The organism is Actinomyces sp. 565 (assembly GCF_010365615.1).
Taxonomy (GTDB): Bacteria; Actinomycetota; Actinomycetes; order Actinomycetales; family Actinomycetaceae; genus Actinomyces.
This window is the reverse complement of record NZ_PIZD01000022.1, coordinates 37,322-52,502: the sequence shown is the minus strand read 5'-3', so window position 1 is coordinate 52,502 and position 15,181 is coordinate 37,322. Positions and strand designations below refer to the sequence as shown.

General features: G+C 71.1%; 13 protein-coding genes. 10 read left to right on the top strand and 3 right to left on the bottom strand.

Translation table 11 applies throughout. The features are described from left to right. The first annotated feature begins 353 nt into the window (after positions 1–353). From GZ997_RS04230 to GZ997_RS04220, 3 genes are read left to right on the top strand one after another with little or no spacing between them, the layout of a single operon-like run. On the top strand, positions 354–1,055 hold the full coding sequence (locus GZ997_RS04230) for a helix-turn-helix transcriptional regulator (RefSeq protein ID WP_162678978.1): 702 nt from the start codon (positions 354–356) through the stop codon (positions 1,053–1,055). Next, positions 1,055–1,795 (top strand): ABC transporter ATP-binding protein, encoded by a 741-nt coding sequence (locus tag GZ997_RS04225; RefSeq protein WP_162678977.1) that lies wholly within the window; start codon positions 1,055–1,057, stop codon positions 1,793–1,795. The genes GZ997_RS04230 and GZ997_RS04225 overlap by 1 nt, the downstream gene beginning before the upstream one ends. After that, positions 1,792–4,707, top strand: a complete 2,916-nt coding sequence (locus GZ997_RS04220) for an FtsX-like permease family protein (protein WP_162678976.1) — start codon at positions 1,792–1,794, stop codon at positions 4,705–4,707. Before GZ997_RS04225 ends, GZ997_RS04220 begins: the two co-directional genes overlap by 4 nt. Before the next feature lie 197 nt (positions 4,708–4,904). Here the strand turns inward: GZ997_RS04220 and GZ997_RS04215 are convergent, their stop codons facing one another. Next, the gene (locus tag GZ997_RS04215; RefSeq protein WP_162678975.1) at positions 4,905–6,107 is read right to left on the bottom strand and encodes a bifunctional glycosyltransferase family 2/GtrA family protein; all 1,203 of its coding nucleotides are present in this window, start codon (positions 6,105–6,107) and stop codon (positions 4,905–4,907) included. 1 nt (position 6,108) lies between these two features. After that, on the bottom strand, positions 6,109–7,224 hold the full coding sequence (locus tag GZ997_RS04210) for a phosphodiester glycosidase family protein (RefSeq protein WP_162678974.1): 1,116 nt from the start codon (positions 7,222–7,224) through the stop codon (positions 6,109–6,111). 242 nt (positions 7,225–7,466) lie between these two features. Between GZ997_RS04210 and GZ997_RS04205 the strand changes: the two genes are divergently transcribed. Then, complete coding sequence (locus GZ997_RS04205) at positions 7,467–8,897, top strand: multidrug effflux MFS transporter (RefSeq protein WP_162678973.1); 1,431 nt, start codon at positions 7,467–7,469, stop codon at positions 8,895–8,897. Positions 8,898–8,933: 36 nt separating this feature from the next. On the opposite strand, the gene GZ997_RS04200 is transcribed toward GZ997_RS04205, so the two are convergent. Then, on the bottom strand, positions 8,934–9,602 hold the full coding sequence (locus tag GZ997_RS04200) for a response regulator transcription factor (RefSeq protein ID WP_162678972.1): 669 nt from the start codon (positions 9,600–9,602) through the stop codon (positions 8,934–8,936). 131 nt (positions 9,603–9,733) lie between these two features. Here GZ997_RS04200 and GZ997_RS04195 point away from each other — a divergent pair, with 131 nt between their 5' ends. The 6 genes from GZ997_RS04195 to GZ997_RS04175 form a co-directional block, all read left to right on the top strand. Then, positions 9,734–10,606 (top strand): tellurium resistance protein TerC, encoded by an 873-nt coding sequence (locus GZ997_RS04195; RefSeq protein ID WP_308807127.1) that lies wholly within the window; start codon positions 9,734–9,736, stop codon positions 10,604–10,606. Between the two features lie 46 nt (positions 10,607–10,652). Continuing rightward, positions 10,653–11,462: an FABP family protein gene (locus GZ997_RS04190; RefSeq protein WP_162678971.1), complete on the top strand. Its 810-nt coding sequence runs from the start codon at positions 10,653–10,655 to the stop codon at positions 11,460–11,462. Further along, positions 11,462–12,862: a folate-binding protein YgfZ gene (locus GZ997_RS04185; protein WP_162678970.1), complete on the top strand. Its 1,401-nt coding sequence runs from the start codon at positions 11,462–11,464 to the stop codon at positions 12,860–12,862. Before GZ997_RS04190 ends, GZ997_RS04185 begins: the two co-directional genes overlap by 1 nt. 875 nt (positions 12,863–13,737) lie before the next feature. Beyond that, positions 13,738–13,860, top strand: a complete 123-nt coding sequence (locus tag GZ997_RS12920) for a hypothetical protein (protein ID WP_257504883.1) — start codon at positions 13,738–13,740, stop codon at positions 13,858–13,860. Positions 13,861–14,159: 299 nt separating this feature from the next. Beyond that, positions 14,160–14,771: a hypothetical protein gene (locus tag GZ997_RS04180; protein ID WP_162678969.1), complete on the top strand. Its 612-nt coding sequence runs from the start codon at positions 14,160–14,162 to the stop codon at positions 14,769–14,771. Between the two features lie 161 nt (positions 14,772–14,932). Next, positions 14,933–15,181 (top strand): putative quinol monooxygenase (locus GZ997_RS04175; RefSeq protein ID WP_162678968.1); only part of this gene is annotated, 249 nt, incomplete at its 3' end.

Genomic DNA, 15,181 nt, shown 5'->3' with positions numbered 1-15,181 from the left:
AGGCCGGGCTGGTGAGGCCCGCACGGCAGGGGGCGTGGGGGCGTAGCTGTCCGTAGCTGTCACTAATTGCACCACTTTCTCGCGTCGGCCGCACTCGGCGAAGCGCCGAACAGCATGATCTCGCGCCTGGTGCGTCTGAGGCGGGTCGGCGGAGCAGGGAAAGTGGTGCATCCAGTGACAGAGTCCCTCCGCCTGTCCCTCTGTCTTCCTCTGCGAGTGGTCGTCCACTGGCCACTCGGGCGTTGCCTCACCGTGTGCTTGAGCGCGATGCGTCGAGAAGATAGCCTTACCGAGTAAGCATTACTCGGTAACTACCGCTGGTTGCCGTCCCCCTCACGGCTCAGGAGACCGGAATGGCCGTAAAACACGCTCTGCTCGCCCTACTCGCGCGCGGCCCCGCAGGCACCTACCAGCTGCGCAAGGACTTCGAGTCCGCTACCGGCACTACCTGGCCCCTCAACATCGGCCAGGTCGCCACCACGCTGGCGCGCCTCGAACGCGACGGCCTGGTGACCCGCCTCGACCCAGGTCGGCCCGCGAGTGGCTCCGGCGCGCCGGGCTCCGCAACCGCTTCCGCCGCGTCCACGTCCGCCCCGGCGGCAACGACGCGTTCCACGCCGCGCAACTCCGACGCCGAGCCGGTTGCCGCGGACGCGGCCCCCGCAACCGCCTCATCCAAAACGCAGACGCTGCCCACCGCCAGCCGGGACGTGGCTGCCTGGACCCTGACCGACGCCGGCCGAGAGGAACTCGCCCGCTGGTGGACCAGCCCGGTGGCCCGCCGCGCCCCGGAACGCGACGAACTCGTCATCAAGCTCGCGCTCGCCACCGCCTCCCCGGACGTCGACGTCGCCGCACTGATCCAGCAGCAGCGCCAGGCCACGCAAACCGTCCTCCACGAGATCAACCGCTCCCGCCGCGCCGCCGGGGACGAGGACCTGGCCACCGCCCTGGTCCTGGACCATCACGTGTTCACCGTCGAGGCAGAGCTGCGCTGGCTCGACGACGCCGAGGGTCGGCTCGCCCACGCCGCCGCCGAGGGGCGGCGGTCGTGATGCGCGAAGACGCCCCGTCGCCCGTACTTGAGCTCCGCGGTGTCGGCCGGATCCACGGCACCGGCGCCCGTGCCGTCACCGCTCTGGACGCCGTTGACCTCACGGTCGCGCCCGGCGAATTCGTCGCCGTCATGGGGCCATCCGGTTCCGGCAAATCGACCCTCCTGAATCTTGCCGGCGCCCTGGACAGCCCCACCAGCGGGCGGGTGATCATCGCGGGCCGGGACCTGGCGGGCCTGGACCGCGCCGCCCTGGCCGAGGTGCGCCGCCGCGCCATTGGCTTCGTCTTCCAGGACTTCAACCTCCTGCCCTCCCTGACGGCCGCCGAGAACGTCGCCTTCCCCCTGGAGCTCGACGGCTGGCCCACCCGCCGCGCCCTGGCGGCCGCACTGACCGCGCTGGAACAGGTCGGCCTGTCCGACCTGGCCGACCGCCTGCCCGACGACATGTCCGGCGGCCAGACCCAGCGCGCCGCCATTGCCCGCGCCATCGTCGGACCGCGGCGCCTGCTGCTCGCCGACGAACCCACGGGCGCACTCGACTCCGCTACCGGCACCGCCGTCATCGGTGTGCTGCGGGAACGCGCCGACGACGGCGTCGCTGTGCTCATGGTCACTCACGAGCCCCGCTTCGCCGCCTGGGCCGACCGCACGGTCTTCCTGCGCGACGGCCGCCTGGTGGGCGCCTCCGACCCCGCCGACGTCGACGAGCTTCTGTCCGCACCGGGGGAGGAGCGGTGAACGCGGCCCGACTATGGGCTCTGCGCCCCGTGGTCCGCCTGGCCGTGCGCGATGCGTTGTCCCACAAGGCCCGCAGCCTGCTGGCGATTCTGCTGGTGGCCGCGCCGCTGGTACTGATTGTCGGTTTTCTGGGGACGCGGCTGTCCACGCCGCCCACCCAGCAGGCCGCCCTGGCCTCCATCCCCGACGGCGCCCAGGCCGTCGTCACCGGCACCGCCGTCGACCCGGCCGAGGCCCCATTCCGGCAGGTGCCCGAGGGCGCCCCCGGACCGTGGATGGACTCGCCGGAGACCGTGCCCCTGACCGCGGACGAACTGGCCGCCTACCTACCCGAGCGCGACTGGGTCCTGCAGTTCTGGGACTCGGAGGACCTGCTCGCCCTGGCCGACCCCGACGCTGAGCCGGGCTCGACCACGCCGGCCACGGCGGGGGACCTGCGGGGCGCGGACTTCGGCGCAATCGGCACCTTCACCCTGCGCGAGGCCGACGCCGAGGGCCTGGATGTCCTGCTGCCTCCGCTGACCGCCGGCACCGCCCCGACTGACACCGCCGACGTCGTCATCACCACCGCCCTGGCCGACCGCACCGGTGTGCAGGTCGGCGAGACGATCGCCCTGATCGCCCCGCCCTTCGACGGCTGGTACTCCACCAACGGACGCATTGCCGAGGTCCAGCAGGACTCCCTGCGCACCTACCGGGTCAGCGGCCTGGTCGATGACGATGCCGCCCGCGCCTGGGCGCTTCCGGCCTGGCTGGCGCCGGCGGTGCAGGACGACCCGGCCGGCGTCGACACCCACTTCCTGGTCATCGGCCCGGACCCGGTCACCTGGGAGACCACCAAGCAGCTCAACGGCGAGATGGCGTTCGCCGTATCCCGCCACGTGCTCACCAACTACCCGGACGCCTCCGAGCTGTATCCGGTCGCACTCAGCGACGACTACCTGGCCACCGCCCTGGTGATGACCGTGATCGCCTGCACCGCCGCCGCGGGCCTGCTACTGGGGCTGGTCACCCCCGCCTTCGTGGTCGCCGCCGAGCAGCAGCGCCGCACCCTGGCCCTCGCCTCGGCCACCGGCGCTGCACCGCGACAGCTGGCCCGCACGATCACGCTGCAGGGGGCCGCCATCGGCTTCCTGGGCGGAGTGCTCGGCGCCGGTGGCGGACTCGTCGCCGCCTGGGCGGCCTACCGCATCTTCGAACCCGAGGTGCAGGCGCTCGCGGGGCTGCCGGGGTGGTTGCCGGTGCTTGCCGTCGGGGGCGCCGCCTTGGCCGGCTGGCTGGCCACGCTTGCCCCCGCCCGACGGGTGGCGCGCATGGAACCGGTCGAGGCGCTCAAGCACTCCCGCCCGCCCGCGGATGCGGAAACGCACCGGCCGCGTCGCAGCCGCAGGTGGCGTCTGCTTGGCGGTGCGATGTTGCTGGCGGCGGCGATCGGCTGCGGCCTCGCCTCGCTGCGAGCGCCCCTGCCTGTTGCCGTTCCCGAGGAGGTGCCGCCGGCAACCGGCATGTTGCCGGGAGGTGCGGCCGTACCCCTGCTGGTGGCGGCCCTGCTACTGGGGGCGGTGGGGCTGATCGTGTTGGCCCCGGTTGCGCTCGACGCCGCAATCGCGGTGCTGGCCAAGGGGCCGCTGGCGCTGCGCCTGGCCGCCCGAGACGCCGCCGCTCACCGGGGGCGTGCCCTGCCGGTGGTAGGGGCGATCGGCGTCGTGGTCGCGCTGGCCTGCGGACAGACGGTGTATGTCGCCTCGTCCGCCGCCAACTACAACGACACCTCCGCGGTTCTGGTTGCGCCCGGGCGCCTCGCGCTGGGGCCGCGCGTACCGGTGTCGGAGGACTTCGACGCCGCCGTCCTGGCCGACGCCGTAAGCGTGCTGCAGGACGCAGGCCTGCCCGTCACCGGATCCGTGCCGGTTCGCGCAATGGACTTTCGTACGGAGGTCGTGGCGCACACCCTCAGAGTCGAACCGCCGGCCGGCGCCCGCTGCCCCGAGTTCACCGAGCCGGACGTGGCCGCATCCCTGGGACTGGCGGATACGGTGACTTGTGTGCCTGAGGGCCAGGGCTACAACCCGGGTATCACGGCCCCCTGGATGATGGGAGACGATGTCTTCGTAATGGAAGGGCAGGCGCTGCGCGCCACTGGTCTGGACGGGGCGCGGGATGCCGCGCAGGTCCTGGAGGCGGGCGGGGTGGTGGTCAACAACGCCACCTGGATTGATGACGACGGTACGGTGCGTGTAGGCCTCATGGACTACAGCGCAGGCTCTATCACTATCAAGCACACGCAGACCCGGGACGCCTACTTCCTGCCGCGGATGACCTCCTCCATCACGGTGTCGTCCGCAACCGCCGCCGAGCTGGGCCTGACCGGCACCGATGCGCCGATATACGTGGGCGAGATGGTGCAGCTGTCGCGGCCGCTGACCGCGGCGGAGGCCGCCACTGCCAGGCGGGTAGTTGAAGAACACACCGACCTGGTGGCCGTGGGCACCAACTCGGATCTGCCCCCGTGGGGCGGCGTGGCAGACTTCGCCGTCCTGGCCGTACTGGTGGCGTTGGCCTTGTTCTCACTGGTGGTGAGTCTGCTGCTCGCCCGCACCCAGCTGCGCGGTGACCTGGTCACCATGCACGCGGTGGGGGCCTCGCCGCGGTTCCTGCGGCGGCTCACCGCAGCGCATGCCGCCGTCGTACTGGCGCTCGGTGTGCCCGCCGGGGCGGTGTGCGGCTGGGTGGGGGCCGCGTACCTGGTGGTCTGGAACCGGCACGTGGCCATCGATGGGCCCTGGCTGCACCTGGAGGGCGTATGGGGCTGGCAGCTGGCGGGCCTGGCCGGGTTCGTCGCGGTGGGTGTGGGTGTCGCCTGGCTAATGGGCCGCCCGCCCCGTCGCTTGGAGCGCTCCCGCGACGAATAGCTCGTCTCGTTCCACGACCTTGGGGACATTGCACGACCTTGGGGTGTGTTCCACGACCACCCGGGGGTCGTGGAACGTGCACCAGGGTCGTGGAACGTGGCCCGGGGTCGTGCAACGTCGTGGCGTGGCGACCATCTGAGGGTCGGCGTGGGTGCGTCTGGGCGCGCGTGCGCATCGCGGCGACCGCCACACCGCTTCTACCGGAACACTGCCCGCCGCTGGATCACGTAGCTCGCGGCGTACAGCGCCCCGTCACCGAGCAGCTTGGCCAGCCCCAGCGGCACCCCGATCCCGGTCAGCACCCGCAGCAGCATGTAGCTGGCTGCGAGTAGCACCAGCGCGAGCGCCACGTACCGCACCGCCGTCCGGCAAACGGTGCCGGGCGCCGCGTGGAATACCCGCCGATTCATCACGAAGTTCACGGTCCCGGACACCAGCCGCGCCCCTACCACGCTCGCCAGCAGGTTGCCGGTCATTGCGTGCAGCGCCACCACCCCGACCCAGTCGATGCCGAAGCACACCAGGCTCGCCCCGAGGAAACCCAGCATTGGCGCATAGACACGCGCCGAGTCCCGTAGCGGCCGGAAGTGGCTGGACGCGTTGCCCGGCTCGTACACCGTCGCGATCTCCACCTCCTCCACCTCCAGCCCGAGCTCGTGGGCCCGCAGTAGCACGCTGAGCTCGTACTCGTAGCGGTCCCCGGGCACCTCCGCCAGCCAGGCGGTCTGCCCGGCCGGGTAGCCGCGCAGGCCCGTCTGGGTGTCGCCCAGGCGCCAGCCCGTGCTCAGCCGAAAGGCCAGCGAGGTTATGGCATTGCCGATCCGGCTGCGCAGGGGCACCGGCCCGGTCAGGCGCCGCACCCCCAGCGTCATATGCCCGGTGGCGCGCACCCGGCGTGCCACTGCCGCGATGTCGGCGGGCCGGTGCTGCCCGTCGGCGTCCGCGCACACCACGTCCGCCCCCGGCCACAGTTCGGCCAGCTGAGCCAGCCCCGTGCGCAGCGCCGCACCCTTGCCCCGGTTGGACTCATACCCGACGACCTCGGCCCCGCGCGCACTCGCCTCCCGGAACACCTGCGCGTACTGAGGCCCGGAGCCGTCGTCGACGACGAGCACCCGGCACCCGGGCAGCTCCCGCACCAGCTCGCTCACCAGCTCCACCAGCCGACCGTCGGGCTGGTAGGCGGGCATGAGGACGACCAGCCCCACGCGGGCGGGGCGGCCCGACGCCGCTTGCACCCCCGGGCCGGACGCAGGCCCGCCGCGGCGGCCGGCCTCATCCGCCCCGGCCGATCCCGCCGTGCGGTCCGGCGCGCGGGTAGTCACTGGCTGGGCCGCGGCCTCGGGCCGCAGTCGGCGCTGCGGGAAGGAACCAGTGCTGGGTCGTGTCTGCGTGCTCATCTCAAGCCCCCTGTGCGATGTAGAGGATGTCGGAGGTCTCCCGCTCCCCGCCGTTGGACGGCCGGTTGACCACCTGGCCGTTGAACCACAGCGTCGAGGAGCCGCCGCCGTCGAGGTTGTACGCGCAATCGCAGCCCAGGCCCACCATGATCTGCGCCAGCTCGGTCATCGTGACCCCGCGCGAGTAGCCCTTGTCGCGCCCGTCGACGACGACGAACACGTAGTGCCCGTCCGCGACGGCGCCCAGCGCCGTGCGCGGCTGGGTGCCCTGGATGGAGTGGTTGCCGACGTTCGTGTCCACCTCCACGGCGTCGATGCCGGCCAGGACGGCGCCGCCCCGTACCAGCGCCGGCCCGAAGGAAAGGGTGTTCCACACGCCCGCCGCCAGGAGCGCACCGGCGTCGGTGCTGGTCTCGTCGTAGACCTCGACGCGGCCGTCGGTGTAGAAGGCCATGCCGTCGCGCACACCCTCGTCCCGGTAGACGACGCCGTTGCGGATCAAGATGCCGTCGGAGCGGAAGCCGTAGTAGTCGCCGTTGATCGCCAGCACGGCGCCGTGCTCGGTGGCCATCGTGGAGGGCACGGCGGTGATGTTGGTGCCGTAGGCGTTGTTGGCGAAGGCGCTGCGCAGGGCGGTGGCGTTAGCCACCTGGACGTCGGCGACGTAGTAGGTGACCGTGTCATCCCCCGAGCCGGTGGTGACCTGCTCAATGCCGATCGAGGTCAGCGAGGAGGTGTAGGAGTTGTCGGTGACGGCGACGTCGGTGGCCGCTGTGGCGGAAGTCGTAGCGGACATGGAGGAGTTGGCGGCCTCATAGGCGGCCACATCGCCGACCTCCACGTGGTCGATGACGAACCGGTTCAGCGCCCAGAGCGCCGTGCTGACCGCTCCCGCGCCCAGCAGGGTGCCACTGCCCAGGAGGACGCGCCGTCGGGAGTGACGGCGGGGCGCCGCGGGCTCGAAGGCGGGTTGTGCCGTGGGTCCACAGGCCGGCGTCCCGGGACGCGAAGCCCGGGGTGCGGGCAGCCGATCTGGTGACGCGACGCCCAGACGGTCGGTCGGCGCCCGGGTCTCGCTGTGGGCGGTACCGGAGTCAGGGAGCGAAGCATTGGACATGCCCACAACCCTCGCGGGCCTGGGTGTGCGCCGCCCGGAACCCGGGTATGGGGCCCCTGTGAATCCGGTGGCCGCGCGCGTCGGAGTCCCTGGTTGGCTGAGCGGAGACCGGATGCGCACGCGGGTGCCCCCGGCCGCTTCTCCACTGAGCCCCGCGCTGAGCCCCACAGGTGCAGCGGGTGCAAGATCTCACGCACCCGGCATGCGTGACTTCACAACTCACGGTTTCATAATCTCGGTCCATGACCACCTCCCCTTCGACCGGACCCGCCTCTGCCTTGCAGGGGAAGGGGGTCACTCCAGAACCCGAAGCCGGCCTGCGCACCTCCTTCGCCCCCAGCCTGCTGGTGGCGCTGGCGGCGCTCGCGGCCGTCGCCCCGCTGGCCATGGACGCCTACCTGCCGGCCTTCAACCAGATGGCTGCCGACCTGGGCGTGTCCGCCTCCACCACGCAGCTGACGCTGACCGCCTTCCTGGTTGGGGTGGCGCTGGGCCAGCTGAGCATCGGTGTGCTCTCCGACCGTTTCGGGCGCCGCCCCCTGCTGCTGTGGGGCAGCGCGCTGGCCTTCGTCGCCGGCGTCGGCACCGCGCTCGCGCCCAGCGCCGCCTTCCTGCTGATTGCGCGCTTCCTGCAGGGGCTCGGCGGTGCCGCCGGCATGGTGCTGGGCCGCGCCGTCATCTCCGACCGCTCCCGCGGCATCACCGCCGCGCAGGCGCTGAGCCTGGTGATGTCGATCCAGGGCGTCGCACCCGTCATCGCCCCGATCCTGGGTGGCGCCCTGGTCGGCCCGGTCGGCTGGCGCGGCATCCTCGGCGTGGTGGCCGCCTTCCAGGGCATCCTGGTGCTGCTGGTGGCCGCCTGGGTGCCCGAGACCCTGCCCGCGCAGCAGCGCCACGACGGCGGCTTCGGTGTGCTTGTGGACGGCACCCGTGCGCTCGCCAAGGATCACGTGTTCATCCGCCTGATCGGTATCAACGCGCTCGTCTACGCGCTGCTGACCTCCTACCTGTCCGCCGCCCCATTCATGCTGCAGGGCGTGCTCGGCATGAGCACGGCCGCCTACACCGCCGTCTTCGCCGTCTGCGGCCTGACGGTGACGCTCACCGTGGCCGCCTGCGGCTCGCTCGCCAGGCGGGTCTCGCCGGAGCGGCAGATCCGCCTGGGGCTGATCGGCATCCTCGTGGTGGACCTCGTCTTCGCCGCGGTTTGCCTGACGCGCCTGACCGGGCCCGTGTCCTCCACGGCGCTCACGGTCGCCACCGTCGCCCTGTTCATCATCCACGTGATGGCGCTGGGCACCTGCATGGGCAACCTGCCGGCGGTGGCGCTTGGACGCACCGGCCGCTGGGCCGGCACCGGCTCGGCGCTGCTGGGCTTCGTGCAGTTCGTGGTCGGCGGCATCGCCAGCCCACTGGTGGGGCTGACCGGCCAGGCCTCCGGGGTCGCCTTCGGGGTGACGATCGTGGCCGTGGCCCTGGCGGCAAACGTGCTCGGCGCCTTCGGGGTGCGTGACCGCGGCGAGAAGGAGCGCCTGCGCGCCGAGGCCGCGGCTAGGCGGGCCGCCAGGCTCGGCCGCGACCAGCTTCCGCAGGCCGACCGGGACGCCGACGACGTCGTGCCCGCCTCCGCGGGCGCCGTCGCCGAGCCCGCCACGCGGGCGGCTGAGGCCTGACGGCCTTCCGGCGAGCGCACGTCGGCGTCGTCCCTGCTACTCCTCGGAGGTGTCCAGGCGGTAGCCGACGTTGCGGACCGTGCCGATCAGGTGGTCGTACTCGGTGCCGAGCTTGGCCCGTAGCCGACGCACGTGCACGTCCACGGTGCGTGAGCCGCCGATGTAGTCCTCGCCCCACACCTCGTCCAGCAGCGCCTGGCGGGTCAGCACCCGCCCCTGATTGAGGGCGAGCGCCTTGAGCAGCTCGAACTCCTTGTAGGTCAGGTCCAGCAGCGTGCCGCGGATGCGGGCGGTGTAGGCGGTGGTGTCGATGACCAGGTCGCCGGCCTCGATCCGGTCATCGGCGATCGGCTCGGGCCCGGACTCGCGCACGCGCACCAGCCGCAGCCTGGCGCCCAGCTCGGCGGGTGAGGCCTGCGCCATGACGAAGTCGGAGGCCCCCCAGTCCGGCTGGACGGCGGCGGCGCCGCCCTCCTCCAGCACCAGAATGATCGGTCCGCAGTCCATCGGGCCGGACAGCAGCTGGCACAGGGCACGGGCACGCATCAGGTCCTCACGTGCGTCGACCATGACGACGTCGGCCGCGCCCACGGCGGCGTAGGAGGACGGCACCGGCTCCAAGCACTCGACCTGGTGCTCCAAGAAGGAGACGGCGGGGAGGACGGCGGTGGCATCGTCCTCACGGGTGAACATGATGACGCGCACGGCTGCCGCCTCCTTCCGGTCCGGTGGACCCTGGGGCCGAGTCAACCACACTCGCATTTGCGAACGGATTACACGAGCGGCTTATGTCGCCCGACTACGTGTGCCGGTCACAGGTGTGGGACGATGCGACCGTGAACACGCAGGATGTGCCCGGCATGGTGGACCCCGGCAGCTTCGGGACCCGTCGCGGCGGCAACCGCCCCATCGAGGTGGGGCTGGTGGACCCGGCCTGGACGCGGCTGGCGGTGGCCTCCGTGGTCCCCGTGCTCTTGGCCATCTCCGCGGCCCTGCCCGCGTGGGTGAGGCTGATCGTGGTAGTCCTGCTGGTGCCGCTGACCGGCCAGGGGTGGCCGGCGCTGGTGCGCACCCGGCACGATCAGGACGCCACCGCCGTGATCACGCTGACCGGCCTGTGTGCGGCGGTGCTGGTGGCGATTACCAACGACTTCGGCATGGCCGGCGTGGTTATGGCCTTCAGCGTGCCGGCGGCCTTTCTTGCGCAGATGGCGCGCAGGGACGGCCGCCCGCACCTGGTGGAGGACCTCTCCTCCACGGTCACTGGCAACCTGGTCATGATCTCCGGTGCCGGCTGGTGCGCCCTGCGCAGTGGGATCGCCGACCCCGCCGTCATCGTGCCCTGCACGCTGGCCCTGTTCACCGGCGCCCTGCTGACCACCCTGAATGTCCGCGCCACCGTGCTGGAGGTACTCACCTTCACCCTGCCCGCCCTGGTTGCGGGTGCCTCCGGCGGAGCACTGGCCATGGTCGGCTTCTTCGGTGCCAGTCACGTGGGGGCGGAGCCGGCGCTGCAGTCGGCCGCAGCCTGCCTGGTGGCGGGATTCGTCGCCGGCGTACTCATGGCGGTCTCCAACCGGGTGCTGTGGACTCACCGCTGGGTTCCCGGCGGGCGGGCCGCAGTGGCTAGCGCGATTGTTCCGATCCTGTCCCTGGGGGCTCCCGTGTACGCCATCGCGCGGATCATGGGCGGTTTCATCGCGGGCTGACCGCGGCGCCGTAGCGGCCCCGGCGCCCGGGCCGTACCCTGCACCCATGGCGTTCACGATTCCCGACGACCTTTCTCCCGAGCTGTACCCGCTGGCGTGGCTGGTGGGTACCTGGCGTGGCTACGGCATCCTCACCTACGGGGAGACCGTCCCCGAGCAGGCCGTCTACCAGGAGATGACCTTCGACCACGACGGTGGCCCCTACCTGCGGCAGACCACCACCATCTGGACCGTGGACGCCACCCGTAGCCAGGACCTCGACTTCGAGATGCCCGGGCTGGAGGGAGCCTCACGCCTGACCCCCGCGCAGGTCTGGTCCACCGAGACCACGTTCTGGCGGCCGGTCGGCCAGGAGATGCCGGAGGCGGCCGATGACGGCGGAGAGGCCGGCGGCGGAGAGGCCGGCAGTGGCGGTGGGGCGTCCAGCCCCGCCTCGAAGACCCCGATCACCTCCCTGGAGCTGGTCTCCGCCGATCCGGCCGGACACGTCGGCGTGTGGGAGGGCTGGATTCAGGGGCCGCGCGCCCAGGTGGGCACCCAGGCGGTGGGCCGCACTCGCACCGCTGCCTCCGTGACGGAAATGAGTCGCATGTTCGGCCTGGTGGGCGGGGAGCTCCTGTGGACCCAGGACATGGCTGCATTTGGCCAGGCGGAGGCGCAGTCCTACGCCTCCGGTCGCCTGGGCCGGGTGGAGGAGGCGGGGGAGACCGACCCCGGTGCTGCCCTGCGCGAGGCCATCGCCGCCGACGAGGCTACGCGCGCCGCCGAGGCGGTCGCAGCCGGGGGTTCTTCCGCGGTGCAGGACGCACCACCGCCGACCGACACTCAGTCGCCGACCACGGGGGCCTCCGTCTGATGCGCCGCAGTCCTCTGCTGTCCCGCACCGACGTCGTCGCCAACCCCGCGACCGACCTGGATGCTGCGGTACCGGCCCGGTACGAAGACCCCCTGCGGGAGCAGAACGCGCTGCTTGCCGGCCGCGCCGCCACCGCCCTGTCCCGGGACGTCGTTGCCGTGTCCGGTCCCGACCGCCTCAGCTGGTTGAGCACTTTGTCCAGCCAGGAGCTGAGCCGACTGACGCCCGGAGATGGTGGGGCGGAGGCGCTGCTGCTGGACGCCCAGGGGCATATCACTCATGCCCTGGCCTGTGTAGACGACGGCAAGCTGCTGCTGCTGGTCACCGAGGCCGGCCGTGGGCGGGCGCTGGTGGAGTTCCTGGAGTCCATGCGTTTCATGCTGCGCGTTGAGGTGGCCCTGCGGGAGGATGTGGCCGTGCTGGCTGCGCTCGGCACGGGCGGCGCGGCCCTGGAGGAGGCCGCCCGGGCCGCGGGTGCACACGTGGCGACCTGGCGCGATCCCTGGCCGGGCGTGGTCGAGGGCGGCACCAGCTATGACGTCGGCGTGGAGGGCACGCACCCCGGCGCGGGCTACCGGGCCACCTGGGTGCTGGTGCAGGCCGACGCGGTCGGAGCCGTTGCGGATGCGTTCGTTAGTGGCGCGGCTGCCGCTGCCACTGGTGGCGCCAACACTGCTGGTGACCTCGACGGGAGTGGCCGCGGGCCGGGTTCGGCCGGGCGGCGTCTGGCCGGGTCGCTCGCCTGGGAGGCCCTGCGCGTGGAGGCCGGGCGGCCGCGCTGGGGACGCGAGGTGGATGCGCGCACGATCCCACACGAGCTGGACTGGCTGCGTACCGCCGTGCACTTGAACAAGGGCTGCTACCCGGGGCAGGAGACCGTGGCCCGCACCCTCAACCTGGGGCGTCCGCCGCGGCGCCTGACGATCCTGCAACTGGACGGCTTCACCGGTCAGCTGCCGGTGCCGGGGGCGGTTGTGCGCCTGGGGGAGCGGGCTGTTGGTGCCGTGACCTCCGTGGTCCGGCACGTCGACTACGGCCCCATGGCGCTGGCGCTGCTGCGCCGGGGGGTGCCCGCGGATGCGGCACTGACCGTGGAGGTCACCGACGCAGATGACCCCGACGCGAATGCGGAGGAGGTCGCGACTGCGGCGGCCGGGGCCGCGGGAGCCGCAGGTGTGGCAGCAGTGTCCGGCGGCCCCGGCGCGGGGGAACTGGCGGATGCTCCGGCGGCGACACACTCCGGGGTTTCTGCGGGGAGGGCTGAACCCGTGGTTGTCGCGCGGGTGGACGCCGCTCAGGAGCCCCTGGTCTCCCCCGAGGGGCGGGCCCAGGCGAGCCCCGCCGAGCGCCCCGGCGTCGGCCTGCGCGGCGCCTCCCTCTCCCCTCGCCGAGTTCTGTAGCTATAACCGCCGAGATCGGTAGAAGTGGCGGCGGGGCTTGCTGCGCCGACTGTCTCGTGCTTGTGGCCGCGGTCGAGTAACAGGGGCGCGAGTGGGCACGCTCGTCGTCCTTCGAGGCGGAGCCCGCGCGATAGGTGCCGCACGCTTACGCTGGTGGCAGGAATTCCGCCGATCAGGGATTTTCGTTGAGATGATGCGGAATTAAGGGATTCATCTGGGTGCGCCAGGCTCCGCTCGAATTGCTCCTGCGTGCGCCGGAGGTCTCGCCGCACGCAGGAGCTCTCCGGGTGGCCTGCGACTAGTGTGTGAATCCGCAGAATCATGCGGTTTGTGGTCGGCGGTAGATTTGTTAAGCGTGCGCCGGGTCCGATGACGTGCGACTGCCGTACGACGCGGGCCGGTGCTCAACCTGGCGACTGCGCGCTCAGCCCGTTTTGCAAGCGGGGGTGGCGTATTTCGGCTCGTCCTCGCAGTCCTGATTCATAGGAGACTCGCTGCCCTGACTGCCATGCCGCGCCGGGTTTTCGCACCGGGAATCATGGGGCTGTCGCTGCCCTTGCGCTTTCCGCATGCGGCTCCTCAGGCTCCGCGGACTCCTCAAGCACTGCCGGTGGAGGCTCAACGAGTGTGACGGAAGCGTCGGTTACCTCCGAGGAGGCCACTGAGGAGTCCGATGTTGCCGCTGGATACGACGCGGGTAGGCACATGATCGTTTTGAGGTCACCAGCGACACAGCAACCCTCGCAGGCATCACGCTGACCGCTCTGGACGCCAACGGCAACATCAGCCAGGAGCAACTTGGTGATGAGGCACTCCCGTTCAGCAAGACGGCCGAGATTGACGGTGCCAGCGTCTTTGGCACCTCAAACGCCAATGTGCTGGCTCAGGCCAAGGACGGAACGGACATCACCGAGTCCATCACCATTGACGACAATGAGCCCGTCAGCTCGTCGGGATCCGGCGAGTTTGCTACCGCGATGGCCCAGGCCACCAACTGAGGATCGCCGCCTGAGAGCTGAGAATCGGCCGTCCGAGCCGACGGAGCTGTTTAGAGCGGTTTGCGTGGCGCCTGGCGCCCCGCCTACTGCGAGCTTTTGTACCCTGGTGTACGCCAATTTGCTGCACACCAGGGCGCAAAAGCTCGTACCAGAGGGCAAAAGCTTGCACCAGGGTGCGAAGGGGCGTCGGGCCTGCAGCCGCCAGACGAGCACAGCCGCGGAGTTTGAGTGTGCGGCGCCCGCCATGACTTGGCGTTGTGGTCCTTGTGGGAATGTTGTCCCTGTGGGAGGGTGAACTCATGAGCGAGCGCAGCCGCTGGATCGTGCCCATCGCCCTAGGCGCAGCTGGTGTCGCCTATGTGAACGGACGCCTGCGCCCGCGCGGCGATGCTGCCGAGCCCCTGCCCGGGGACGAGCTCCTGCCCGACGCCGAGATCGTTGAGACGCAAGAGACGGTGCTGGGTGCGCCCGCGCCCGAGGTCTGGCCCTGGCTGGTCCAGATGGGCTATGGACGCGGCGGTTTCTACTCCTTCGATGCGCTGTGTCAGCTCGTCGGTGTGGGCATCTCCAGTACTGATGCGATCAACCCGGCGTGGCAGAACCTGACAGTGGGTGACTCGGTGGACCTGGCGGAGAACATCTCCCTCGTTGTTGCCCGCCTGGAGCCGGAGCGCTGCCTCACCCTGTCCAGTGAGGGTGGAAGCGCCCCCGTGGGCAATGAGATGGAATTCGACTTCACGTGGGCGTTCGTCCTCACCTCAACGGGGCTGCATTCCTGCCGCCTTACGGTGCGCGAGCGGTACGTGCCCCAAACGCCGGCCGCCCGACGAATGCTGCGGACTATACGTCCGGTCGCGCGGTTCATGACGCACGGCATGCTTCACGGCCTGCGACGTCGTACCCGAGGCTGAGGGCGGACGACGATCTCCGGTGCGCGACTCAGATGGCAGTATGACGCACCCCGGTGCGCAATACGCGTTTGCATGCCTGCGCATCTCCGTCGGCCCTACCGTGAACGTGATGCGCACCATAGAATCGGCGCAACGCATCCCATGCGCCCTGAGGAGGAGCCATGAAGATTCTGCACTCACAGTTCACCGCCAAACCCGGTTACGAGGACGAGGTCGCCCAGATGATCTGCGACTTCGCAGAGAAGGTCCGCAGCGAGCCCGGCAACCGCGTCTTCGACGTCTACCGGCACAGCGACGACCCCGCGAAGTTCTTCGTCATGGAGGCCTACGTCGACGAGGACGCCTTCCAGACTCACTTGGGTATGCCCTACGGCGGCCCCTTCAATGCGCGCCTTGAGGAGCGCATCGAG